This is a genomic window from Streptococcus handemini (assembly GCF_040984445.1).
In the GTDB taxonomy this organism is placed as follows: Bacteria; Bacillota; Bacilli; order Lactobacillales; family Streptococcaceae; genus Streptococcus; species Streptococcus handemini.
In genome coordinates this window covers 19,715-43,026 of record NZ_JBFRYH010000010.1, presented here as the reverse complement: position 1 = coordinate 43,026, position 23,312 = coordinate 19,715, and the positions used below count along the sequence as shown (strand labels likewise).

The window sequence follows — 23,312 nt, the reverse complement described above, 5'->3', positions numbered from 1 at the left end:
TTCTTTTTGGTGTATAATAGTGTTGCATCTCAGAGTCTTTCTAATTGTTGTTGTGGTGATTACAATTATATCTCTCTGAGATGTTTTTTAATACCCTTGACTGGCTAACTTCATTTTAGAACTTTCGGAATAGTCGCTTAATTCACTCCTTTTAGACTGTTTTTTGCCATTCAAAAACAACTTCTCAATTGAGAAGTTGTTCGATATTGGAGCTAATTAAGCCTTGTTTTCAGAACCGAAAACGTCAATACGCTCTTCAACAGATGCTTGGATAGCTTTTACACCATCAGCCAAGAATTTACGTGGGTCAAAGAGTTTTTTCTTGTCGTATTCTGCTTCGTTTGCTTCATAAGCTGCTGCAAATTTACGAGTTGCATTTGCAAATGCGATTTGGCACTCCGTATTTACGTTAACTTTTGCTACACCAAGTTTGATAGCTGCTTGGATTTGCTCATCGGGAATACCAGAACCACCGTGAAGTACGATTGGGAAACCTGGAACAGCTTCTGTCAATTTCTTCAAGTGATCAAGGTCAAGACCTTCCCAGTTTGCTGGGTATGGACCGTGGATGTTACCGATACCAGCTGCTAAGAAGTCGATACCTGTTTCTACCATTGCTTTGGCATCTTCGATTGGAGCAAGTTCACCAGAACCGATAATTCCGTCTTCTTCTCCACCGATTGTTCCAACTTCAGCTTCAACTGAAATTCCTTTTGCGTGTGCCAATTTAACCACTTCGCGTGCTTTTTCAAGGTTTTCTTCAACTGGAAGATGTGAACCGTCAAACATGATTGAAGTGTAACCAACTTCGATACACTCAAGTGCATCTTCGTAATGACCGTGGTCAAGGTGAATTGCAACTGGAACAGTGATGTTCATTGATTCTACAAGGTTTGCAATCAAGTTACGAGCTACTTTATAACCACCCATGTATTTCGCTGCACCCATTGATGTTTGGATTAAAACAGGAGCTTTTTTAGCTTCTGCTGCACGCAAGATAGCTTGAGTCCACTCAAGGTTGTTTGTGTTAAATCCACCAACTGCGTAACCGTTGTCACGAGCTGCTTGGACGAATTTTTCTGCTGAAACGACTGGCATTTTCTAGCCTCCTCTTAATTTTTGTGGGCTTCTCCCACTTACATTGTTTATTTTATCACGTTTTCGATAAAAACGCCACTTTTTTTCTGCTCTTTCAATCTAGTTTTTGAAAAATGCGATAACTTTCACAGTCTATTTACAAGAAAAAAGACTGGCAAAACCAGTCTAAGCTATGCGGAGAGAGGGACTTGAACCCTCACGACCTAAAGCGGTCACAGGATCCTTAGTCCTGCGCGTCTGCCAATTCCGCCATCCCCGCGATTGAGTACCTTACTAGTATACCAAGGAGGGGATTTCTTGTCAATACTTTTCCGAATATTTTTTATAAAATTATTTGCCGATCATATCTTTGTTCATAATAGGTCCGGTGGCTAATATGGAGTAAGGTTATATTTTCCTGCTCCAGCAAAGCTCTTTCAACAGCAGAAAAAGTCGCATCATCCAACCCTGACAAAGTCTCATCCAGTATCAAAACTGGTTTTTCTAGTAGCAAGTTCCGAATGAGAACCAATCGCTGTTGTTGACCTCCCGACAGACTACTATCAGCATCAACGATTTCATGTTCCATCGCAAGTCTTGACGGAAAACGATCAGACAGCCCAAAGCGGTCCAGCCACTCAAAGACACTTGCTTCACTCACAGGACGGTTTAGGGTAAGGTTATGCCAAATACTTGTGTGGAACAAGCTGACTTTTTGGGGAAGAAAACTCATATACGACTGAACAGTCTGGTAGGAGAGCTGAGTAGTTTCTATCCCATTGATATAAATCCCTCTCACTTGCTGTTCAGTGTTTTGCGTTAGTAGATAAGCTAATGTTGATTTGCCAACACCACTTTCACCTTGGATTAAGTATTTTTTCCCTGCTTCAAATTTCAGCGTTAGATTGCTAAAAATGCGCTTGTCTTCGATTTGATACACTAGACCACGAAGCTCGATATCTCGAAAATCGGAAAACTTGATTGACGCAGGAACTACAGGTAGCATAGAAGATTCCATTAACTTTTTGCGAATGCTTCCTACGGAGGTCATATCAGAAACAGCGCCTGCAACTAGCAAAATGGGCATGGATAATTCTAACGAAATCGTGTAAATAGCTACTAAAGACCCGATACTCAACTGCCCTGCAAACACAGCTTGTCCACCCAAGTATAAAATCAGAACAAAGGTCAGATAAAACGGTACTGCTGACAGGACATTGACAATTGCTTTCCATGTGGCTTGCCGATTCTCTTCTTGGTTGATTCGATGATACTGACTAGTTAGTATTTCAGAAAATTCTCGAGACAGTCCGATATTTTGCACCAGAATAAGACTAGACAGCAAATCGTTTATCTTGGCTTGATACTGCGCTTTTTCTTGTGATAATCGTTTCTGAATCTGTGCGCGAATTGTTTTGAAAACATACGGAATCACCACCGGTAAGAGAGAAGTCAACAAAATGACGACTGCTATTTTCCTGTCTAGCACGACCAAAGCCAGACTAGCTATCACAAAGGAAATGACACCTTGATAGAGAGAAAAAATAGTATCATAGTACAAATCCTTAACCGTTTCAATATCGTTGTTCACTTGTGAAACATAATGACCAGCTTCTGACCGTTTCATCAGTCCCTTCCCCATTAAAAGACGGGCAATCACATTTTGATGAATCCGATATGAAACTTGATTGAGAAAGCGTTGGTTACAGATTTGCCGAATCAGCTCTGCTCCCAGCAGTAGAACCATAGCTACTAGCATCCAGACGACATTCTGTTGAAAAGCTGTCCCATCTCGCTGAGTCACACTATCCACAATATGAGATGTCTGATAGCTAAAATACACATTAGTAGCTGCCACGATGGTAATGACAAGAATCGTGATGATGAAATACCCCTTTTTCATTTTGTAGCTCCTTTTCAAGTAAGTCATGTCAATCTATCTCTGGAATTGCTAGCAAATAAACACCTATTCTTATTTGTATTACAGCTCACTTTATCCAAAAACACCGCCCCTTCAAAGGTAAAGATGATGAGTCAAATTAGCGAGACTGATGTTCCATTGCTGCGGTTACAAAGGCAGTGTATAGGCCTTCTGGACGATTTGGACGACTGGAGAGTTCTGGGTGATACTGACAAGCTACAAAGAATTGATTATCTGGAATTTCCACGATTTCGACCAGACGATTATCTGGTGATACACCAGAGAAAACAAAGCCTGCTTTTTCAAAGGTTTCACGGAATTGATTGTTAAATTCGTAGCGATGACGATGGCGTTTTTGGACAACATCTTGATTGTCATAGGCAGCTGCAGCGCGACTTCCCTTCTTAAGTTTTGTTGGGTAAAGTCCCAAGCGAAGCGTTCCACCCATATCTTCGACATCAATCTGATCGCGCATAATATCAATGATTGGATACGGTGTTGCTGCGTCCAATTCTGCAGAATTCGCTCCTTCCAGTCCAAGAACATGGCGGGCAAACTCGATACAGGTTAACTGCATACCAAGGCAGACTCCAAGCATTGGTACATCTTGTTCACGTGCATATCTGATGGCTTGAATTTTCCCTTCTGTTCCACGTTGACCAAATCCACCAGGAACGATAATGCCATCCGCATGCCCCAAGAGTTCAGCCACGTTATCCGCCGTCACATCATTAGCATTGATCCAATCAATCTTCACTTCCGCGTCATTGGCATAGCCAGAATGTTTAAGAGCTTCCACAACAGAGATATAGGCGTCTTGCAATTCCACATATTTTCCGACCAAGGCAATCTTCACTTGTTTTTTCAAGTTCATGACCTTGTCCACCATAGCAGACCATTCTGTCATATCTGCTGCTGGCGCATCAATCTTCAAATGATCGCAGACGATTTGATCCATGTTTTGTGCTTGTAAATTAAGCGGTATCTGATATAAATGCTCTACATCAAGCGACTCAATCACTGCTTCTGGTGCCACATCACAAAATTGGGCCAATTTATTCTTAATACCTTGACCAGCAGGCTCTTCTGTCCGAATCACCAACATATTTGGCTGAATCCCAAGTCCGCGTATTTCTTTGACCGAATGCTGAGTTGGTTTGGTTTTCATCTCACCTGCCGCCTTCAAATAGGGAAGGAGAGTCGTGTGGATATACATAACGTTATCAGCACCCACATCCGCCTTCATTTGACGAAGAGCTTCAAGAAACGGCAAGCTTTCAATATCTCCAACCGTTCCTCCGACTTCTGTGATAATCACATCTGAATCCGTTGTCGTTGCAGCCCGTTTGATTTTTTCCTTCAAAGCATCTGTAATATGAGGAATGACTTGAACCGTTGCTCCAAGGTATTCTCCTTTGCGTTCCTTACGAAGAACCTCACTGTAAATCTTCCCTGTCGTCACATTCGAATATTTATTGAGATTAATATCAATAAAGCGTTCATAGTGACCTAAATCAAGGTCCGTCTCTGCTCCGTCATCTGTAACAAATACTTCCCCGTGCTGATACGGGCTCATCGTCCCTGGGTCAATATTGATGTAGGGGTCAAATTTTTGAATCGTGACTTTCAAACCGCGATTTTTTAAGAGACGTCCCAAACTAGCAGCTACAATCCCTTTCCCAATGGAACTCACCACGCCACCCGTCACAAAAATATACTTTGTTGTCATGCAATTCTCCTTTAAAAAACAAAATAGCTCCCTGAAACAGGGAGCCTTAACCTCAAAAGAGGTGCCCGACTAATAGCATATCGAAAATAGAGGCATTTGTCAAATGATCATTAAGCTTCGTCGACTGTATCATCTTCTTCCGAATAATCATCATCTTCTTCATTTAGCTCAACTTCTTCATCGACCAAATCTTCATCTGGAATAATCTCATTGATTTCTGAATCGTATGACTCTACTTCATCTTTCTCATCATCTGGATTATCGTCGCCATATTCAGTTGATGTCGTTGTTCCATAGCCATCTTCGTCCTCTGGATCATCATTTCCATAGTCAATCGCATCTTCATCGCCATCCATAAAGGCATTGACACGTTTTTTCTTCCGTTTTGGTGCGTCTTCGTCATCTTCTTCAAGTGTAATGACTTCTTCATCAATTTCGTCAATCGCATACCATGAACGAAGCCCCCATTTATTTTCGCCAAGAGGGATGAAGCTACCGTCCACATTCAAGTCAGAGTAGAAAATAGGCAAGGTCGCACGAATATCACTATTTGATTTTCCTAAATAATTTTGCACTTCATTGACCAAATCATTGAAATACATCTCGTTATCACGGCCACGTTCTTCCAAGATAGCACGCGCCACCTCAATCATGGATAGTTCACTTTTTTCTTGTCCTGCAAATACCGTTAATTCCAAGGCTATTCTCCTTCTGTCTATCTGAATCCGTTTCAGCAACGAGGGCTTAGGACGAATTCATTTTTTGTCTTTCCTTACTATTTTACGCTAAAATCAGTAAATAGTCAAAGATAATTTCATTCTCGCTAGCATGAGAGAAAAATAGAAGCTGAGACGTAACTCAACCTCTATTAGTCGATTTTTTATTTTACAGTGGCTGTGCTTGTAATCACTTCAACAGCTTTTTTCACTGCAATGTCATGTTTCAACATATCTTCTGAAAGAAGGCGACGAACTTGTTCTACTTCCATGTTGTATGTTGCAGCCAATTCAGTAATTTCTGCTTCGATTTCTTCTGCTGTTGCTTCAAAACCTTCTGCTTTTGCTACCGCTTCAACCACTAGGTTTGTTTTTGTGCGTTTTTCAGCATCTGCTTCATATTGTTTGTGAAGATCATCTTGTGTGGTTCCTGTGATTTGGAAGTACATATCTGGTGAAATACCTTGTTGTTGCATACCACCAAGGAATTCGTTGATAGCGCGGTGTACTTCTTCGTGAACCATTTCTTCTGGAAGGTCAACGATTTCTGCATTCGCAACCGCCAAATCAAGTGCTGCTGATTCAACGGCATCATCAAAAGCGATTTCTTTTGCAGCTTCTAATTCTTTGCGGTATTTTGCTTTCAACTCATCAAGTGTTTCCACCTCTTCGTCAAGATCTTTCGCTAATTCATCATCAAGCGCTGGCACTTCTTTTGCTTTGACTTCATGAATTTTTGTCACAAAGAGGGCTGGTTTTCCTGCCAAGTCTGCTGCTTGGTAATCTTCAGGGAAGGTTACCTCTACATTTACTTCTTCACCTGCACTGTGGCCTACCAATTGGTCTTCAAATCCTGGGATAAATTGACCGCTACCAAGAGCTAATGAGAAGTTTTCACCTTTTCCACCGTCAAATTCAACACCGTCGATTGAGCCAACGAAGTCAATCACAACTGTATCACCCTCAGCAGCTGGTGCTTCCTTGATCACCAATTCTGCTAACGTATTGCGCTCACGTTCAACTTTTGCATCGACTTCTTCATCTGTTACTTCTTTTGAAACTTCTACAGATACTTCAAGATCTTTATAAGCACCAAGTTTCACTTCTGGTTTTGTAACGACTTCAGCAGTAATCGTCCAATCTTGACCTTTTTCCATAGACACAACTTCGATTTTTGGTTGAGCAACCACTTCAAGAGCTGCTTCTGCTACCGCCGCTTCATAAGCTGCTGGTAAAAGGGCATTCACAACATCTTGGTACAATGATTCTTCACCAAATTTTTGGTTGAAAACTGCACGTGGCAAATGACCTTTACGGAATCCAGGTACGTTAATATCTTTTTTAACCTTGTTAAATACACGATCCAATTCTGGTTTGATAGCATCTTGAGCGATTGTAAATGTCAAGACACCGCGGTTTGTTTCTTTTGATTCAAATGATACAGACATTCTGTCATTTCTCCTTAAAATTTTATTGCATACACACTATTATATCATATCTTACTGTATTCTCCAAATTTTTGTGCCAAATCTTTTCATAATTTCCATCGATAAGAACCCGCTATTTTCTTTATCGTTTGACCAAAAAGGACTATAATAAAAATATACCGCAACCGATTCTCACTTTCCAACAGGAGGTTCATCATGAAAAAACATCTCATCAGCGCTATCCTTCAAATTGTGGCTATGGACATTGTGACTTTTATCGGCATTTCCTTGAAAAATGTCCCCATTAGCGTAGCCTTCATCTCACTCTTAGGCATGCATGCTGTCACGGCACTCCATCTCTTGAATACCTATACCGACCATCAGTATGCGGAAACCAAAAAGCAATACAAGCAGTAAGCTAATTATTCAATGTTTAGAAGCACAAAAGGAGTGAACTCAATCGGCTTCTGCGAAATCACGATTGAGTCTCACCCCTATCTTTTGCGAATGATATCTTCTTGGTACGATGCCCTAGCTCCGCCAATCAACTTTGGTCGACTAGCAAGAGCCGTGACATGAGCCTGCCCAATCTGGCGTAATGTCGGTCGCAGAGGCACCTGAACATGTTTGATGTGCATACCAATCGATGTATCTCCGACATCAAGACCCGCATAGGCTGTAACAAATTCGACTTCAACAGGGTCTGTCATATACTCAAAAGCTGCTAACTGGCCAGAACCTCCCGCATGCAAGCTCGGAAGCACGTTGACGATTTCTAAATCTTTAGCAAGCGCAAATTCTCTTTCCACTACCAAGGCACGATTTAAATGTTCACAGCCTTGAACAGCAAGGTATATTCCTCGCTCCGCAAGAGTATCTAAGATGGTCTTAACAATCACTTGGCCGACTTCCAGACTAGAGTGCTTGCCGATAGGACCTCCCAAAACCTCACTTGAAGAAAGACCCAAGACAAACAACTGCCCTTTTTGAATTTGGCTGAGTTCCAGCACCTCTTCTAAGACCGTCAAGGTTTCCTGTCTGATTATTTCCACATCCATCATCTAGACCGCCACCTTTCGAATCCTGGTCACTGCACCTGCAAGGATTGATCCAAGAATGATTCCGACTGCATTTTGAATAAGATTTCCCATAAGGCTATCTAAGGCACTGGCAACATTATACAGGAACATACTCGCTATGAAATAGCCACCGACCATGGCAATTGAAGCTAAAAATAGCCCAACAATCCGACCTTTCCCTGACCAGCCAGCCGCATAGCCTTGCAGACCATGAAAGAGCAGGCTGAAGAAGGCCCATTGTGGATAACCTAGTAAGAGATCGAGCAAAAGGCTTGATAAGCCACCAACAATCGCTCCTTCTTTTGCCCCAAGATAAAAGGCTGTAAAGAAAACACCGACATCTAATAATGTAATAAAACCTGTTAGGGTAGGAACGTGTAAGTAGCCCAAAACGACTGTCAAAGCCGTTAAAACGGACAATAACACGATTCGTTGCGTTTGATTAGTTTTCATATTGTACTACTCCATATTCGTCTGCTGCTTGAATGGCGCGGTAAACAAAATCTTTAGCTTCTGTCACCGCATCTTCTACCTTGCTGCCTAAAACCAACTGACTGGCAATGCTTGAGGCAAATGTACAACCAGCTCCTGTATTATTGTTGTTCAAAATCTGCGAATCTAGCACTTGAACTGTCTTTCCATCATAGTAAACATCCAGCGCACGTTCATGATTGAGGCGATTACCACCTTTAATGACCACATGACTAGCTCCTAAATCGTATAAGATCTGGGCAGCTTCTTTCATTTCATCAAGCGTTTGGATTTTTCTTTTGGTCAATAGCTCCGCTTCTGCCACATTCGGAGTGACAATGGTAACATAGGGTAAAAATGCTAGCAACTCATCGCGCAGATTACTCACTTCTACATCATGAGTTTCCTTGCAAACCAAGACCGGATCAAGAACAATCGGAATATCTTGATGAGAACGTACAAACTCAAACGCTAGTTTGGCAATGGCTACATTGGGCAGTAACCCCAATTTTATACCTGCAAAGGGGACATCTTTTAAGCTAGCCAACTGTTTCGCAAAGACTGCTTCATCAATCGGCAGGACTTCAAAGCCGTTTTCTGTCATAGCTGTTAAACAAGTCACTGCCACAAAACCATGCAATCCATTGACCGTATAAGTTGTCAAATCCGCATGCAGTCCGCCACCACTAAAGATATCATTTCCTGAAAGGGCTACTATGTATTTACTCTTCATACTGAATCTCCTTTAAGTACAAGCCATTTGGCGCAGCAGTAGGACCTGCTAACTGTCGGTCTTTTTCTTTCAAAATGCACTCTACCTGTTCAACCGGCATACGATGATTGCCAATTTTCAACAAGGTCCCCACCATATTACGCACCTGTTTATAGAGAAAGCCATTTCCGGTAAAGGTGAAAACCAGTAAATTCCGAGCCGTGTCTACTTCCACACGCGCTTCCGTAATCGTCCGTACCTTGTCCTCCACTGCAGTCCCAGAGGCTGTAAAACCTGTGAAATCATGAGTCCCAACTAAAGACTGAATCGCTTCTTTCATTCGGGTCAATTCCAAATCATAAGGAAAATGAGTCGCATAGCGTCGCATCATAGGATTCTTCGGCTGACCAATATCCACTAAAAATTCATAGGTTTTCTGGTGTTTAGCATAACGACAATGAAAGTCGTCTGCCACTTGCGCAACAGCTACCACATCAATATCTTCCGGACTTTGCGTATCCAGTGCAAAGCGTAGCTTTTCGACATCACGGGCGCCTGGCAAGTCAAAATGAATGACTTGTCCATAAGCATGTACCCCACTGTCTGTCCGTCCCGCTCCATGTACTACTACTTCTTGTCCACTATTTAAACGTCGCAAGGTCTTTTCCAATTCTTCTTGAACAGTCCGTGCATGGGGTTGTCGCTGAAAACCTGAAAAATCGTATCCATCATAGGAAATAATCGCTTTATATCTTGTCATAGCATGATTGTATCACAGTCTAAAACTCTCTTGCAAGATGGTTAATACTCATCTGTCCTATGACAGATAGAGAAAGGAAATTTTATTCGCTCTTTTGTCCCAAATAATGTATAATAAAGAAAACTATTAGAAAGAGAGGCGTGCCATGTCCAGTCCTATTCATCATACTGATCATCAAGAAGCCTATGCGCACGTCGTCAATCACCTAAAAGAAAAGGGAGTGCGGATGACCGAGACCAGAAAAGCGGTCATTCGCTATCTTATTGACAGCTCCGACCATCCAAGTGCCGAGATGATTTACAAAGACCTACGCCCAAATTATCCCAATATGAGTTTAGCCACTGTCTATAACAATCTCAAGGTCTTAGTCGAAGAAGGATTTGTCACTGAATTAAAACGCAATAACGATACAACCACCTACTATGACTTCATGGGGCACGACCATTTAAATGTCATCTGCGAACGCTGTGGAAAAATCACTGATTTAATCGCTGAAAATATGCCCAGCCTCGAACATCAGGTAGAGGCTCAGACAGGCTATCAGATTACCAAAGAACTCTTAACCATTTATGGCATTTGCCCAGATTGCCAATAAACACAAAAAAGTCTAGAACAGGAATTATCGTTTCTGTCCTAGGCTTTTTTCATTCTTCAATAGGTTGCCAAGCGTTTTTCTAGATGAACTTGTCCTAGTGCATAGAGGGTACAAATAAGCCAGTAGATCAAGGCCACACAGATATAAACTGTCATGTAGTCTGACTTAGCTCCACCGATAATTTTAGCCTTATTAAATAATTCTGGTACGGTAATCATAGCAGTCAGCGAGGTACTTTTTACCATATCTAACAAAACATTGCTAAGGGGCGGCACTGCAATCCGAAAAGCTTGGGGAATAATCACTTTCCGATAAATAATCGAAGTCTTTAATCCGAGAGAACGAGCCGCCTCCCATTGCCCGTGATCAATCGCAGAAAGCGAGGAACGAATAATCTCTGAAATATAGGCACTCGACATGAGGGTAAATGCGATGATACTAGCGCTAATCGCATCAAGCTCCAATCCCATAAAAGGTAAACCAAAATAGATAAAAAAGAGCAAGACCATTAGCGGAATCCCTCGCATCAAGGAAATATGGAGCATAGCTAAATAGCGAAAAACAGCTAGGCGTGACATCCGACACAGGGCTACAAAAAAGCCCAAAATAGTCCCCAAGACAAAACCAATGAGGGATAAGGAAAGAGTGTAAGGCAAACCTTCTAAAATCTTAGGAATCGCCTCTCTTGCTAGCTCCAAATTAAAAATAGCTTGCCAATTCATATTTTCTCCTCCACCATAGAAAAGGGAGCGGAAGTTCCCAGTTCGATTCAAACCGGTTCTTCTTCACTCCCATTTATTCTCTTGCTACAAATCTATTTGACATCTGATGTATCAATAACTGGTAAACTTTCTACTCCTTTTTCAGGTTCTGTCAAGTTTTGACCAGCATAGTATTTTTCAGAAATTGCCTTGAGCGTTCCATCTTCTTTCATCGCTTTGAGGGCTTCATCTAGCTTTTCTTTCAGGCTCGTATCAGCCTTACTCATGACAATCCCTTGCTCAGTCGGATTGTATTTAGCGGTTCCCATTTTCACCTTGATATCTGGGAATTGTTGCGTAATATATTTCACCGCAATCACTTGAGTATAATAATCATTTGGAATAAAGTCTGTTCGACCTGTTGATACATCACGCAGGTAGACATCATTTGTAACATTATCATAGATCACAGGCTCCGCACCTAATTTCTCTGCAATCTTCATGTACTGGGTTCCAGCACCGCCGCCAGCTTTTTTGCCTTTCCAATCGCTCAAATCAGCTGCTTCAATACCTGATGAACCGTCTTCACGAACAATCATACCACCAATAGAGTATTTGTAAGGAATGGAGAAATTGTATTTTTCTAACCGTTCTTTTGTTGTATCAAAATTATTTACAGCAATGTCAACCTTTCCACTATCGACAGATGTAAAGGCCTCCGCCACACCAATTTCTTGGTATTCAACTTTAATGTCCAATCGCTTACCAATTTCATTGAGCATATCAATTTCATATCCAACCAATTCATTGTCATCATTATGATAAGACGTTGGATAGAGCGTTCCTGGGGTTGCGACTTTCAGCACTCCTGCCTCTTTAATGCGATTCCACTCTGTCTGATTTGCGGAAAAGGATTTCTCTGCATTTCCAGAGCACGCAGCTAGTGCCAAGGAGGACATAAGTATAGCTGAGGCAAGTAATTTTTTCAACATAAAAATCTCCTTTTGTTGGTTGAATAGTCTCTATCTCAAGACCAAAAAACATACAAGAAAATGGTACCACATCAAGATGCTTTTCGCAATTATTTTAACTGAAAATTTAAAGCGCTTTACCAAACCAGTTTCCTTCATTTTCAAGTTCTTCTGATAGGGATAGGAGAATGTCCTCACGCCCTTTAGCGGCTGTTAGTTGAATCCCGATTGGCAGACCTTGAGTTGTTTGGTAAATCGGTAAACTGATAGAGGGTTGACCTGTTAGATTGGCTTGCTGAGTAAATGGAGTCCAAGCTAGACTATTCGAAAACATCTGCCAAATCAATTCTTGCCGCTCCTCCATATCATACTCATCCATATTCCGTAGCTTTTCTTTTATATGCTTGTCTAGTGCAAATTGACCATGTTTGGGGGCAACATTTGCCGCAGTAGGAGTCAACAAGATATCATACTGTTGGTGAAAAGCTGCCATTTTTGCACTATATTGATCCCAGTCCTGTAAAATCTGACTATAACGATAGGCTGGGATTGTTAGACCACTGCGGTAAATCGCCCAGGTCATCAATTCCATATCATCAATTGTCACCTTGCGCCCCAAACCACGTTCAATTTCTGCAAACATCTGTGCCGTCTCAACACTATTCATCATATAATAAGAACGAATGGCTTCTATCCCATCTAGCGGATCTCTCGTCAATTCAACTACTTGATGTCCCATTTGCTTCAAGAGCGGCAAAATACTTAAAACAGCCTCCTGTGCTTCTTTTTCTACCTGCGTTCCAATGGGGGATTTAAGCGAAAAGGCAATTTTGAGCGGTCTTTTTTCTGGAGCAAACAAACAATCCCAAGATAGGGTTTGCAAAGGGAAAGGTGCTTCCACTTGATAGGTCTGCAAATAATAGAGTAATCGCTTGGTATCTCGAATCGATTTGGTCAAAGCAAAATGGACAGAAGCCCCTTGCCAACCTCGATAAGAAGAAGGCCCAACTGGTATCCGTCCTCGACTAGTCTTTAAACCAATTAAGCCATTGAAACTAGCTGGAATACGGATAGAACCACCGCCATCGGAGGCACCCGCCAGAGGCACCATACCAGATGCGATAGCAGCTGCTGAACCACCACTTGATCCACCTGCATTTCGCATCACATCCATCGGTAAATTCACAGGACCATGCACTTGGCTGTCTGAAATATTCTTAAAACCAAATTCTGGCGTATTGGTCCGTCCTAGCACAATAAAACCTAGCGCTTCCATACGCTGCGTATAAAGGTCACTCTTTTGTGCCCTATAGTTAGCAAACAAGCGAGAGCCAGATGTGGATAATTCCCCTTCTTGCTCCTGCCCCAAATCTTTTAACAGAATCGGAACACCTGCAAAGGGTTGATTATCTATTTTCACATTTCTAGCCTGCTCCAGCGCTCGCTCATATTGAGTACTTACAACTGCATTCAAAACTGGGTTCAATTCCTCAATCTTGTCAATACTTGCTTTAACACATTCTTCCGCTGACACCACGCCATTTCTAATAGCCTCTGCCATAGCTGTCGCATCTTGGTACATTGTCCTTCTCCTTTTCAAGTCTCGTTTAGCCATTCTGCCCTCTAAATGCTAGCCTATCACGAAATAGAAAAATCAGCAAGTCGGACTTGCTGAGTAAGAAAATCATATGATTTTTTCCAATTCTGAATTATCAAATTCGGTGTAGAATACTACATAAGACGGTTCCCAATTTAGACGTTTACAATCAAGATGGAAAAGAATTAAAAAAGTTTGAGATAAATACAGTATCTCAAACTCGTTTTTTATAAGTCGTCAAAAGCATCTTTGACCTTATCAAAAAATCCTTTTTTCTGTGGGTGAACAGCGATATTTCCTGCTGCCGCAAATTCTTTCAAAGCTGCTTTTTGCTTGTCATTGAGATTAGTTGGAGTGACGATATTGACAGTCACATATTGATCACCAACAACACTTCCACGCAGACTCGGCGCCCCTTTTCCTTTTAAGCGGAATTTCTTGCCCGTTTGCGTACCCTCAGGAATCACCAAATCGACATCGCCATGGACTGTCGGTACATGTACTGTATCACCCAAGGCAGCCTGAACAAAGTTTAGATTTAATTTATAGTGAATGGTCGTTCCATCACGCTCAAACTTGTCTGAAGCCTGCACTTGAATCACTACAAACAAATCTCCGTAAGGACCACCGTTAAATCCAGCTTCCCCTTGACCTGCAAGACGGATTTTCTGTCCTGTTTCCACACCAGCAGGAACTTTTACAGTAACTGTATGAGCCTGCTTTTCATGACCTGTACCATGACACGTGTGGCATGGATCTTTGATTTCTTTTCCACGACCATGACAGACATCACAGGTTACCTGACGGCGCATCATACCAAGCGGTGTTTGGGTATCAACGTTAATAACTCCAGCACCATGACAGCGACCACAGGTTACAGGGCTAGTACCAGGTTTGGCACCAGAACCCGTACAAGTTCGACAGGTCGCCTCACGATTATAGCTGACTTCTTTTTCTGCCCCAAAAATCGCCTCTTCAAATTTCAAATTAATTCGGTATTGAAGATCGTCTCCCTGACGCGGTGCATTTGGATTGCGGCTTGCTCCACCACCTCCAAAGAAACTAGAGAAAATATCCTCAAAGCCTCCAAAACCTGCTCCGTCAAAGCCACTAAAACCTCCACCACCAAAACCACCTTGGGCGCCAGCAGCTCCGAATTGATCATAGCTAGCCCGTTTTTGACTATCACTAAGCGTTTCATAAGCTTCTTGAATGTCCTTGTATTTTTGCTCCGCACCAGCCTCCTTGTTGATATCAGGGTGGTATTTTTTGGACATCTTCCGATAAGCCTTTTTAATCTCATCCTGAGACGCATCCTTAGACACCCCAAGACGATCGTAAAATTCTGTATTGTTCATAATTAAGATACTAAGAGCGATCAGAAAGCGACTGAAAAATAGGAAAACGCCGACGTGTCGTAGACACTAGAAGTTTTATCTTTTTTCCTAGCTTTCCGCTCGCGTTCAATTTAGTTCCTTTCTTGTAAAGTTAAAATGGAGACAAGCTTCCCGCATACATTAGGCGGGTTCATTTCCTTTCTGTTAAGATACAAAGGGCGTTAAGCGGACAAAGTCAAAATAGAAGATTTGACAACGGACGTTTACGTCCTAGGAAAATCTATCTTTTTGGCACAGTCCGTAGTAGCCCGTGTTCAGTTAAGAACACTTGTATTCCTTTCTATAAAAATGTAGATTGAGCAAAGTCAAAATAGCAAATGTGACGAAGACGCTCGCGTCTAGGAAACGTTTGTCTTTTTGACACAGACGTTCGGGCGGGTTCAATTACTTAAACCATCTATCCTTTCTTGTAAAATATTGGAATAGGAACAAGCTTTTTTACTCGCATTCAATCATATCAAGATAGTAAGCCGTTAAACAAATTGAAGAAAAATGAGAAACCTGATGACGATGCCTTGCACCTAGGTAACGTTTATCTTTTTTCACAGATTCGTAGGCGTATTCAAATCTATAAAATATTTTCTGTTACAGCATATGTTACTTACCCAAAAACAGAGGCTGGATTTCAACCTCTGTGATTGAGTTTTGATAGTTAATATTTTTGAGATTTACTGTTGACTGTTTTACGACGTGAGAAAAGCATTTCGACATTAAATGCTTTTCGAGCTAGTAAGTCGTTTAGGCAATTCGCCATAGCGATTGCCGTAGAATGACAACCACTTTAGTGGTTAGTCATTCTTAACGAGTTATTTTTCAGTAAACTCTCCGTCTACTACGTCATCGCCTGCTTGGCCTGGGTTCGCTGTACCTTCTGCACCCCCTGCTGCTTGTTGTGCTGCCGCCGCTTGTTCGTACATCTTAACAGCCAGACCCTGAGCTTTTTCATTCAAGTTTTCCAATTTCGCCTTCATGTCGTCCAAGTTATTCGCTTCTTGAGCTGCTTTCAATTCGTCAAGAGCTGCTTGTGCCGCATCACGTTCAGCGTCAAATCCTTTGCCTTCTGTTTCTTTGATTGTTTTTTCAGTTGCAAAGATTGCTTGGTCTACTTCGTTACGAAGGTCTACTTCTTCTTTGCGTTTTTTATCTGCTTCTGCGTTTGCTTCTGCATCTTTCATCATGCGGTCGATTTCTTCGTCTGTCAATCCTGAGTTTGATTGGATAACGATAGTTTGCTCTTTTTGAGTACCAAGGTCTTTGGCTTTAACAGATACGATACCATTTTTGTCAATATCAAAGGTTACTTCGATTTGAGGAATACCACGAGGTGCAGCTGGAATATCTGTCAATTGGAAACGACCAAGTGTTTTGTTATCTGCCGCCATTGGACGCTCACCTTGAAGAACGTGAATATCTACCGCTGGTTGATTGTCTGCTGCAGTTGAGAAGACTTGTGATTTAGAAGTTGGGATAGTTGTATTACGGTCAATGAGTTTTGTAAAGACACCACCCATTGTTTCAATACCAAGTGATAATGGTGTTACGTCAAGAAGAACAACGTCTTTGACATCACCAGAGATAACCCCACCTTGGATTGCAGCCCCCATAGCGACTACTTCATCTGGGTTTACAGATTTGTTTGGCTCTTTACCAGTTTCAGCTTTCACCGCTTCTACAACCGCTGGAATACGAGTTGAACCACCAACAAGGATAACCTCGTCAATTTCTGAAATAGAAAGTCCTGCATCAGACAAAGCACGGCGAACTGGTTCTTTTGTGCGCTCTACAAGGTCACGCGTCAAGTCATCGAATTTCGCACGAGTAAGAGTCATTTCCAAGTGAAGAGGTCCTGCTTCCCCTGCAGTGATGAATGGCAAGCTGATTTGAGTAGAAGTCACACCTGAAAGATCTTTTTTCGCCTTTTCAGCCGCATCTTTCAAGCGTTGAACCGCCATTTTATCTGCGGACAAGTCAATGCCATTTTCTTTCTTGAATTCAGCAACCATGTGGTCGATAATTTTTTGGTCAAAGTCATCACCACCAAGTTTGTTGTCCCCAGCAGTCGCAAGAACGTCAAAGACACCGTCACCTAGTTCAAGGATTGAAACGTCAAATGTTCCTCCACCAAGGTCAAACACCAAGATTTTTTCTTCTTTGTCTGTCTTGTCAAGACCGTAAGCAAGGGCTGCTGCTGTTGGTTCGTTGACGATACGTTCTACTTCAAGACCTGCAATTTTACCAGCATCTTTTGTCGCTTGACGTTGGGCATCGTTGAAGTAAGCTGGAACTGTGATAACTGCTTTGGTTACTTTTTCACCAAGGTATTCTTCCGCATACCCTTTCAAGTATTGAAGAATCATCGCAGAGATTTCTTGTGGTGTGTATTCTTTGCCATTTGCGGCAACTTTTTCAGCAGTTCCCATTTTTGATTTGATGGAGATAATCGTATCTGGATTTGTTACAGCTTGGCGCTTTGCTGCATCACCAACGATGATTTCACCATTTTTGAATGATACAACGGATGGAGTTGTACGATTTCCTTCTGGGTTTGCAATGATTTTACTTTCTGTTCCTTCAAGAACAGCGACTGCAGAGTTTGTAGTTCCTAAGTCAATACCAATAATTTTAGACATAATATAAGATACCAAGAACGTTGGAACAGTCCTGTGGACTGTTTCAATCGGGGAATAGAGAAAACGTAGGTTTCTTCCTCTAGCGACTGAAAATAACGTTCAATTCCTTTCGAATTTTTAAAATAAGTTTTTCTTTTTTATTACTTTTTAATTAGTTTATTGACATTTCGGTCCAAAATGATTCTATTTTTAATCTAGACAAGGCGTTTTCTAATCATTCTGAAGCGTTTATCTTTTCTTTTAGACGAGGTAGCTCGACGATGACAGTACTGAGCGTACGGCAAGGAGAGCTAACAAAGTATAAAATGAAAGAGGACGCAGAATTGAGTTCGAGCTAAAAGTTTGGCAAAAAAGATAGCTTGTCTTGCGAGCATCGCTCACTGCGCCAATCTCCTATTTTTGTTCCAACTTTTTTACGCTCTCACATCTTAAGCATACACCACTACCATAGCAGGGCGCAACACCCTTTCATGCAGTTTATAGCCTTTTTGGAAGACTTGTGCAATGGTGTCAGCCGGGTGTTCGTCGTCTGCCGGCATGGTTTGGATAGCCATGTGGACATTTGGATCGAATTCTCCGTCTGCGGCTACTTCTTCAATTCCTTCATCCTTTAGTGCTTGAATCAGGCTTTCTTGAACCATTTCAAGACCTTTTTTTACATCATCTGTTAGCCCTTCTACAGCTAGCGCACGCTCTAGGTTATCAAGCGACGGCAAGATTGCTTTAGCCAAATCTTGACTGCGATAGCGTTGCAAGGTTTGACGTTCTTCATTGCTACGACGTTGGATATTTTGCATTTCTGCTACAGCTCGTAGGTACTTATTTTCAAAGTCCTCAGCACGTTCATTTGCAAGTTCTAATTCTGACTTTTCTTGAGTTTCTTCTTGAACAACTTCTTCTGTTCCTTCCACTTCCTCAAGCTGTTCTTCTTTTTTGATTTCTTCGGTCACACGAAACCTCCTTTTTATTTATTTCAACTATTCTCTAACGCCTGTATATAGTGTCCTTACTTTTTAACACTCTCACATCTTAATGCACCTCATAATGGTTGCTACTTAAGTAGCGATAGAAATCGGTGAGTTTCATCATGAGGACGCGGTTGACGAGGTTAATGAGACTCATCATGCGGTTGTAATCCACGTTGATTGGTCCGATAACAGACAAGAGCCCAAATCCACGGTAGGGAATCAGAAACTTGGTCGTCACTACGGTTAGACTAGAGAGTGATTGTTCTCTACTGTCTGCCACCTTGACGCTCTGCATTTCATCTTCTGCTAGGTTGCTTCGCATTTCAAGGGCTACTTTTTGCGGAAAATCAAAGAACTGATAGGCTCTAATATCTGCAAAATCAAGCAAGCGAATCTTTCCAGCAGTCACGACATCCTCTGTAAAGAGGTCTGAGAAGATGTGTTCAAATAGCTGAAGTACATTATCTGTCGTGACAAAATGCCGTTGGATAATCTGCGGGATTTCGGTCCTAAGTTTGTAGTGGATATCCAGTACTGTTTTTCCCAGCAGTCGTTCCAGTACCAGATTTCTGACTTCCCTTAAATCTTCACGGAGAAAATTCTTAGGAATGGCAAATTGTCTGGTCAGAGTTTTTGATTCATCCAAGGTCATCACAGCCAAAGCTGCATGTTGACTAAGAATAACGATGTCAAAAGCTGTGAGTTTCTGCTGACTAGGTTCAACATCAAGCACCGCTACCGTACAGCCCGTCAAATCCGACAAGATTGTCGCCGCCGTTTGCAAGATATCATCCAGTCGGAAAAATTCTTGATCAAAACTTCTGACAACCTGATACATATCTTCTTCAGCAAGACTATCAAAAGTCAAAGAATGCTCCACGAAGTATTTGAAACCTTCTACACTAGGCATTCGGCCGCTCGAAGTATGAGCTTTTTCAAGTAGCCCTTTTTTCTCGAGCACCGCCATTTCATTTCGAATGGTTGCACTACTTGAGGCAATACTATCTTGAAGGGCTTTTGAGCCGACTGGCTCGTGCGTTTTCGTAAAGATTTCAACAATCAAATTTAGAATTTCATGTTGGCGTTCTGTTACCAAACCTTCACCTCCAATCAAGAATTCCACCTTTAGCACTCTAATCTTTCGAGTGCTAACTCATGATTCTATTATACACTGATTATTCTTAAAGTCAAGGGAAAAAACCAAAAAATTAGCACTCTTTTGCCAAGAGTGCTAAAAATCAGTCTGAAGACCTAGACGTGTAATAGATAACCAACTACCTGTCTAGTCCTGTTCTGTGTTCTTCCCTTTCAAGAAGCGGTACAAGATAACCCCTATCAAGACGGGGTGAATAAGCACTATCACATCGGTGATTACCTTGGCAAGTGTCAACTGCTCAAATCGCAACCGATGCAGATTTAGCAAAAAATTGATAACTAACATAGGTATGGCTGCAATTGCTACTTTCGGACACTGTTTACTGTTCATCTTAACTCCTTTCAGCGTAACGCTTTCTCAATTTGTAAAAACCAATCCCGCAATAGAAAAAGACAAAAAGGTAGGCAAGAGACAAAACTCTCCACATCCACAAGGACCAATCATTCACATCTCGCGGATAAAGAACCCGCCAAAAGACAGCTAGTCCGATTAGTACGACAGCCAAAAATCGCCACTTGAAGATTTGTCCAATCATGTCAAGTTTGCTTTGGCGGTCGCTATAAATAGTTGCTTCTTCATCTGGTGTCACAGGTTTGCGAAAATAGACAAAATTATTGCAAGTTCCGAGCTCCTTCCAGCCGTAGTCCTCATACATTTGGTAATAGGCATCCTGATCCTCTCCCAATCTCGGCTTGAAATCAAGGCAATAGGCCACTTCTTCCGGTTGGCATTTCTCAAAAATGAATAGACAGGGAAAGCGTACTTCTTTTAGCTTCCAACCCTTACGGTGCATGTCGGTTAAGTACTCTTCTTCCTTTTCAAAATCTGTAATGAAGAACAACTTCCATTCTTTTTTCATCTTACAACTCCTCTTTCAAGCGATGCAACTTCCAAAGCTGCCAAGCTACAAAACCGATCCAAATCAGTAAAATAGTCCCATTCCAGGCAAACTGCTGCCATTTCCACTCCGCAATGCGCCAAGCCGAACTATTGCTAAGGGACAGCCAAGGAATGATGAATGTGGTCAAAATACGGTATCTCACAATTTTCTTCTGGTACTGGTAGATACTGTCGCGGTCATTGTAAAGGAGCGATTCATCTGGAAGCTCTACTGCTGAGGCAGGCTTGCGCCAGACAACATAAGGTGATACACCACAGACCATTTCCCAGCCTGCATCTTGAAAGAAACTCAGATAATGCGCATCGTATTCTGGAAAAAATCCGACTTCTTTCTTACTAGGCTGATACACATCAATCCGATAGAACATTGCTTCAGAAGGGCAGGCTACAAATTCCATCTTCCCACTCCAAGACGATACCTGCTTTAAAGCCTGACCTGATAAGTGCATCTGGCTTAAATGCTTTTCTGTTTGGCTAGGATTAAATTTGTTAAATTTCTGTTGTTTCATATCGCTCACCTCGGCTATTTCGATAAAGGCGCTCAATCCGAGCTAATTCAATGCCCAAAACCTCTCGTCCTAACTCCGTTATCAGATAGAGCTTGCGCTTTTCCTCCTCGCGGACAAAGGCAATCAGACCGTCCTTTTCCATTTTAGAAAGGGTTCCGTACATGGTCCCTGGACTAATCCCGACCTGACCATCTGTCAATTCCTTGGTCTTTTGGGTAATGTCATACCCATGCCGCTCTTCCTGCAAGGCAAACAAGATATAAAATGCTGTTTCCGTCATTGGAAGATAGACCCGTCTGATTTTTTCTTCCATTTTATCACCCCTTTCAGTTCGATATATCGCATTTCGATATACAAAGTATATCACACCTCGATGTAGGTATCAAGTTTTTTGAAAAAATGTTTAAAAAGTATTGACCCTCACGCATCGTAATGGTTTATAATAAAATCGTCAGGAGGAAGATATGTATCTCGTTAAAGAAGTTGCGCAACTTTCAGGCGTTTCCATCCGAACGCTACACCACTATGATCATATTGGCCTTCTTTGCCCATGGAAGGCAGAAAATGGCTATCGCTACTATACAGAAGAAAATCTTGAACAATTACAACAGATTCTCTTCTATAAATATCTGGGCTTTCCACTCAAGAACATCAGGGAACTCTTGGGAAACGACACAGATTATCTTGCTCAACTAGAGGATCAACTCCTCTTATTGACCGCTGAGCAAAAGCGATTAGCCAGCCTTATTGACACCCTGACAAAAACGATTCAAACCAAGAAAGGAATAATTCAAATGACCACAGAAGAAAAATTTATCGGCTTTCGCTACGAAGATGGGCTCGCTTATCAAGATGAAGCCATTCAAAAATATGGTAAAGAAATGATTGAAAACAGTTTGGACAAGCAGAAAGGGCATGAAATAGAAGTAACGGAAGGTTTTAATACCATCTTCCAACAATTTGCAGATAACCTAGTCTCTGGACTTACAGTTGAGGCAAAAGAAAATCAGGAGCTAGCAGTTCAACTTTTGCAACATATCCGTACCTATAGCTTTGACTGTTCACTTGAAGTCTTTGGTTTTATCGGCAAAGGCTATGTGGATAATCCAGAATTTCAAGGTAACATTGACAAATTTGGGCAAGGTGTTGCTCAATATGTCTGCGATACCATTCAAGTTTATGTGCAAAAAGAAAGTTAAGCACAGAAAAAGAGGCAAATGCCTCTTTTTATTGTCCTTGCATTATGATTTCTGCCCCACGGTGACGATACGACATATCTCCTACTGCTTCTATGCTAAATTGCCCATTTTCATATCTCAAAATAGTCATCGAACCATTGTCTAGTGCTAAATTGGTTGGACGTTCTGGTTCTAAGAGATTTACTAAAGTTGCAATCGTCATACCGTGACTAACAATCAAGGCATTCCCTCCACCTTGTTTTTCCACATCTTTTGCAATACTTTCAAAGCCTGTCAAAATACGCTCTTTTAAGACAGCCCACGGCTCAGACCAATTAGCAGAATCCGCTTCATGCACACCATTGGCAATTTCTTCAAAGGTCATCGTATTAGCATCGACAATGCCGCTAATTCGTGGCAATACGCCACTAAACAATTCTGCATCATACATCCCTTCAAAGCTACCAAAGCACCATTCACGAATCCGTTTATCTTGATAATAAGGAATCTTACCAAGAATCCCCAATTCTCTTTGAGCAATGGTAATCGTCTGAACTGTTCGACCTAAATCACTGGATACAGCAACCTTAAATTCCAAACCAGCTTCTTTCAAACCAAGACCTAATTCGCGAATACCAATCTCACCTGTCGTTGTCAAGGGAGTATCACACCAACCTTGCACCCGACCAATGGTATTAAACATGGTTTTGCCATGGCGAGCAATATATAATCTAGTTTCTGCCATTGTTGTTCCTCCTCGTTTTCCTCATTCTATTATATCAAAAAACGACTGCCTAAGACAATCGTTTCCTACTTTG

24 protein-coding genes and 1 tRNA gene are annotated in these 23,312 nt (G+C 41.7%); 3 read left to right on the top strand and 22 right to left on the bottom strand.

Annotated features, from left to right (window positions below):
- Nucleotides 1-216 precede the first annotated feature (216 nt).
- From ABPH35_RS02820 to tig, 6 genes are all read right to left on the bottom strand, one after another.
- Nucleotides 217-1,098 carry a class II fructose-bisphosphate aldolase gene (locus tag ABPH35_RS02820; protein ID WP_119875979.1) on the bottom strand — a complete coding sequence of 294 codons (882 nt, stop codon included), beginning with the start codon at nucleotides 1,096-1,098 and terminating at the stop codon, nucleotides 217-219.
- Between the two features lie 173 nt (nucleotides 1,099-1,271).
- Nucleotides 1,272-1,357: transfer RNA gene (locus ABPH35_RS02815), tRNA-Leu, on the bottom strand.
- Nucleotides 1,358-1,420: 63 nt separating this feature from the next.
- Entirely contained in the window at nucleotides 1,421-2,980 is a 1,560-nt protein-coding gene (locus ABPH35_RS02810) for an ATP-binding cassette domain-containing protein (RefSeq protein WP_368849590.1), read from the bottom strand.
- 136 nt (nucleotides 2,981-3,116) lie between these two features.
- On the bottom strand, nucleotides 3,117-4,727 hold the full coding sequence (locus ABPH35_RS02805; protein WP_368849589.1) for a CTP synthase: 1,611 nt from the start codon (nucleotides 4,725-4,727) through the stop codon (nucleotides 3,117-3,119).
- Nucleotides 4,728-4,837: 110 nt separating this feature from the next.
- Complete coding sequence (gene rpoE / locus ABPH35_RS02800) at nucleotides 4,838-5,425, bottom strand: DNA-directed RNA polymerase subunit delta (RefSeq protein ID WP_349988168.1); 588 nt, start codon at nucleotides 5,423-5,425, stop codon at nucleotides 4,838-4,840.
- A gap of 182 nt (nucleotides 5,426-5,607) precedes the next feature.
- Nucleotides 5,608-6,891: a trigger factor gene (tig, locus tag ABPH35_RS02795; protein WP_349988167.1), complete on the bottom strand. Its 1,284-nt coding sequence runs from the start codon at nucleotides 6,889-6,891 to the stop codon at nucleotides 5,608-5,610.
- 195 nt (nucleotides 6,892-7,086) lie between these two features.
- Between tig and ABPH35_RS02790 the strand changes: the two genes are divergently transcribed.
- Nucleotides 7,087-7,287 carry a hypothetical protein gene (locus ABPH35_RS02790; protein WP_349988166.1) on the top strand — a complete coding sequence of 67 codons (201 nt, stop codon included), beginning with the start codon at nucleotides 7,087-7,089 and terminating at the stop codon, nucleotides 7,285-7,287.
- Nucleotides 7,288-7,364: 77 nt separating this feature from the next.
- Here ABPH35_RS02790 and ABPH35_RS02785 read toward each other — a convergent pair whose 3' ends face one another.
- From ABPH35_RS02785 to truA, 4 genes are read right to left on the bottom strand one after another with little or no spacing between them, the layout of a single operon-like run.
- Entirely contained in the window at nucleotides 7,365-7,928 is a 564-nt protein-coding gene (locus tag ABPH35_RS02785; protein ID WP_349988172.1) for a TIGR01440 family protein, read from the bottom strand.
- A gap of 3 nt (nucleotides 7,929-7,931) precedes the next feature.
- On the bottom strand, nucleotides 7,932-8,402 hold the full coding sequence (locus tag ABPH35_RS02780) for an ECF transporter S component (RefSeq protein ID WP_349988165.1): 471 nt from the start codon (nucleotides 8,400-8,402) through the stop codon (nucleotides 7,932-7,934).
- Nucleotides 8,392-9,153: a bifunctional hydroxymethylpyrimidine kinase/phosphomethylpyrimidine kinase gene (locus tag ABPH35_RS02775; protein ID WP_349988164.1), complete on the bottom strand. Its 762-nt coding sequence runs from the start codon at nucleotides 9,151-9,153 to the stop codon at nucleotides 8,392-8,394. The genes ABPH35_RS02780 and ABPH35_RS02775 overlap by 11 nt, the downstream gene beginning before the upstream one ends.
- Complete coding sequence (gene truA / locus ABPH35_RS02770; RefSeq protein WP_349988163.1) at nucleotides 9,143-9,892, bottom strand: tRNA pseudouridine(38-40) synthase TruA; 750 nt, start codon at nucleotides 9,890-9,892, stop codon at nucleotides 9,143-9,145. Before truA ends, ABPH35_RS02775 begins: the two co-directional genes overlap by 11 nt.
- Nucleotides 9,893-10,037: 145 nt before the next feature.
- Here truA and ABPH35_RS02765 point away from each other — a divergent pair, with 145 nt between their 5' ends.
- On the top strand, nucleotides 10,038-10,487 hold the full coding sequence (locus ABPH35_RS02765) for a Fur family transcriptional regulator (RefSeq protein ID WP_349988162.1): 450 nt from the start codon (nucleotides 10,038-10,040) through the stop codon (nucleotides 10,485-10,487).
- A 56-nt stretch (nucleotides 10,488-10,543) separates the two neighbouring features.
- Here ABPH35_RS02765 and ABPH35_RS02760 read toward each other — a convergent pair whose 3' ends face one another.
- From ABPH35_RS02760 to ABPH35_RS02710, 11 genes are all read right to left on the bottom strand, one after another.
- Entirely contained in the window at nucleotides 10,544-11,209 is a 666-nt protein-coding gene (locus ABPH35_RS02760) for an amino acid ABC transporter permease (protein ID WP_349988161.1), read from the bottom strand.
- 92 nt (nucleotides 11,210-11,301) lie between these two features.
- On the bottom strand, nucleotides 11,302-12,180 hold the full coding sequence (locus tag ABPH35_RS02755) for a transporter substrate-binding domain-containing protein (protein WP_349988160.1): 879 nt from the start codon (nucleotides 12,178-12,180) through the stop codon (nucleotides 11,302-11,304).
- Between the two features lie 106 nt (nucleotides 12,181-12,286).
- Nucleotides 12,287-13,741, bottom strand: coding sequence for an amidase (locus ABPH35_RS02750; protein WP_349988159.1), 1,455 nt, complete (start codon nucleotides 13,739-13,741; stop codon nucleotides 12,287-12,289).
- A gap of 242 nt (nucleotides 13,742-13,983) precedes the next feature.
- A complete protein-coding gene (dnaJ, locus tag ABPH35_RS02745) occupies nucleotides 13,984-15,114 on the bottom strand; it encodes a molecular chaperone DnaJ (protein ID WP_349988158.1) in 1,131 nt (376 codons plus the stop codon).
- 845 nt (nucleotides 15,115-15,959) lie between these two features.
- Complete coding sequence (gene dnaK / locus ABPH35_RS02740) at nucleotides 15,960-17,783, bottom strand: molecular chaperone DnaK (protein WP_349988157.1); 1,824 nt, start codon at nucleotides 17,781-17,783, stop codon at nucleotides 15,960-15,962.
- Nucleotides 17,784-18,211: 428 nt separating this feature from the next.
- On the bottom strand, nucleotides 18,212-18,751 hold the full coding sequence (gene grpE / locus ABPH35_RS02735) for a nucleotide exchange factor GrpE (RefSeq protein ID WP_405054555.1): 540 nt from the start codon (nucleotides 18,749-18,751) through the stop codon (nucleotides 18,212-18,214).
- Between the two features lie 61 nt (nucleotides 18,752-18,812).
- The gene (gene hrcA / locus ABPH35_RS02730) at nucleotides 18,813-19,847 is read right to left on the bottom strand and encodes a heat-inducible transcriptional repressor HrcA (RefSeq protein ID WP_349988171.1); all 1,035 of its coding nucleotides are present in this window, start codon (nucleotides 19,845-19,847) and stop codon (nucleotides 18,813-18,815) included.
- Nucleotides 19,848-20,033: 186 nt separating this feature from the next.
- On the bottom strand, nucleotides 20,034-20,237 hold the full coding sequence (locus tag ABPH35_RS02725) for a hypothetical protein (protein ID WP_349988155.1): 204 nt from the start codon (nucleotides 20,235-20,237) through the stop codon (nucleotides 20,034-20,036).
- A gap of 1 nt (nucleotide 20,238) precedes the next feature.
- Complete coding sequence (locus tag ABPH35_RS02720; RefSeq protein ID WP_349988154.1) at nucleotides 20,239-20,766, bottom strand: DUF2812 domain-containing protein; 528 nt, start codon at nucleotides 20,764-20,766, stop codon at nucleotides 20,239-20,241.
- A 1-nt stretch (nucleotide 20,767) separates the two neighbouring features.
- A complete protein-coding gene (locus ABPH35_RS02715) occupies nucleotides 20,768-21,316 on the bottom strand; it encodes a DUF2812 domain-containing protein (protein WP_368849588.1) in 549 nt (182 codons plus the stop codon).
- Complete coding sequence (locus ABPH35_RS02710) at nucleotides 21,297-21,629, bottom strand: helix-turn-helix transcriptional regulator (protein ID WP_368849587.1); 333 nt, start codon at nucleotides 21,627-21,629, stop codon at nucleotides 21,297-21,299. The genes ABPH35_RS02715 and ABPH35_RS02710 overlap by 20 nt, the downstream gene beginning before the upstream one ends.
- A 151-nt stretch (nucleotides 21,630-21,780) precedes the next feature.
- Here ABPH35_RS02710 and ABPH35_RS02705 point away from each other — a divergent pair, with 151 nt between their 5' ends.
- A complete protein-coding gene (locus ABPH35_RS02705; RefSeq protein WP_368849586.1) occupies nucleotides 21,781-22,515 on the top strand; it encodes a TipAS antibiotic-recognition domain-containing protein in 735 nt (244 codons plus the stop codon).
- A 28-nt stretch (nucleotides 22,516-22,543) separates the two neighbouring features.
- On the opposite strand, the gene ABPH35_RS02700 is transcribed toward ABPH35_RS02705, so the two are convergent.
- Nucleotides 22,544-23,239, bottom strand: a complete 696-nt coding sequence (locus tag ABPH35_RS02700) for a histidine phosphatase family protein (RefSeq protein ID WP_368849585.1) — start codon at nucleotides 23,237-23,239, stop codon at nucleotides 22,544-22,546.
- Nucleotides 23,240-23,312 lie beyond the last annotated feature (73 nt).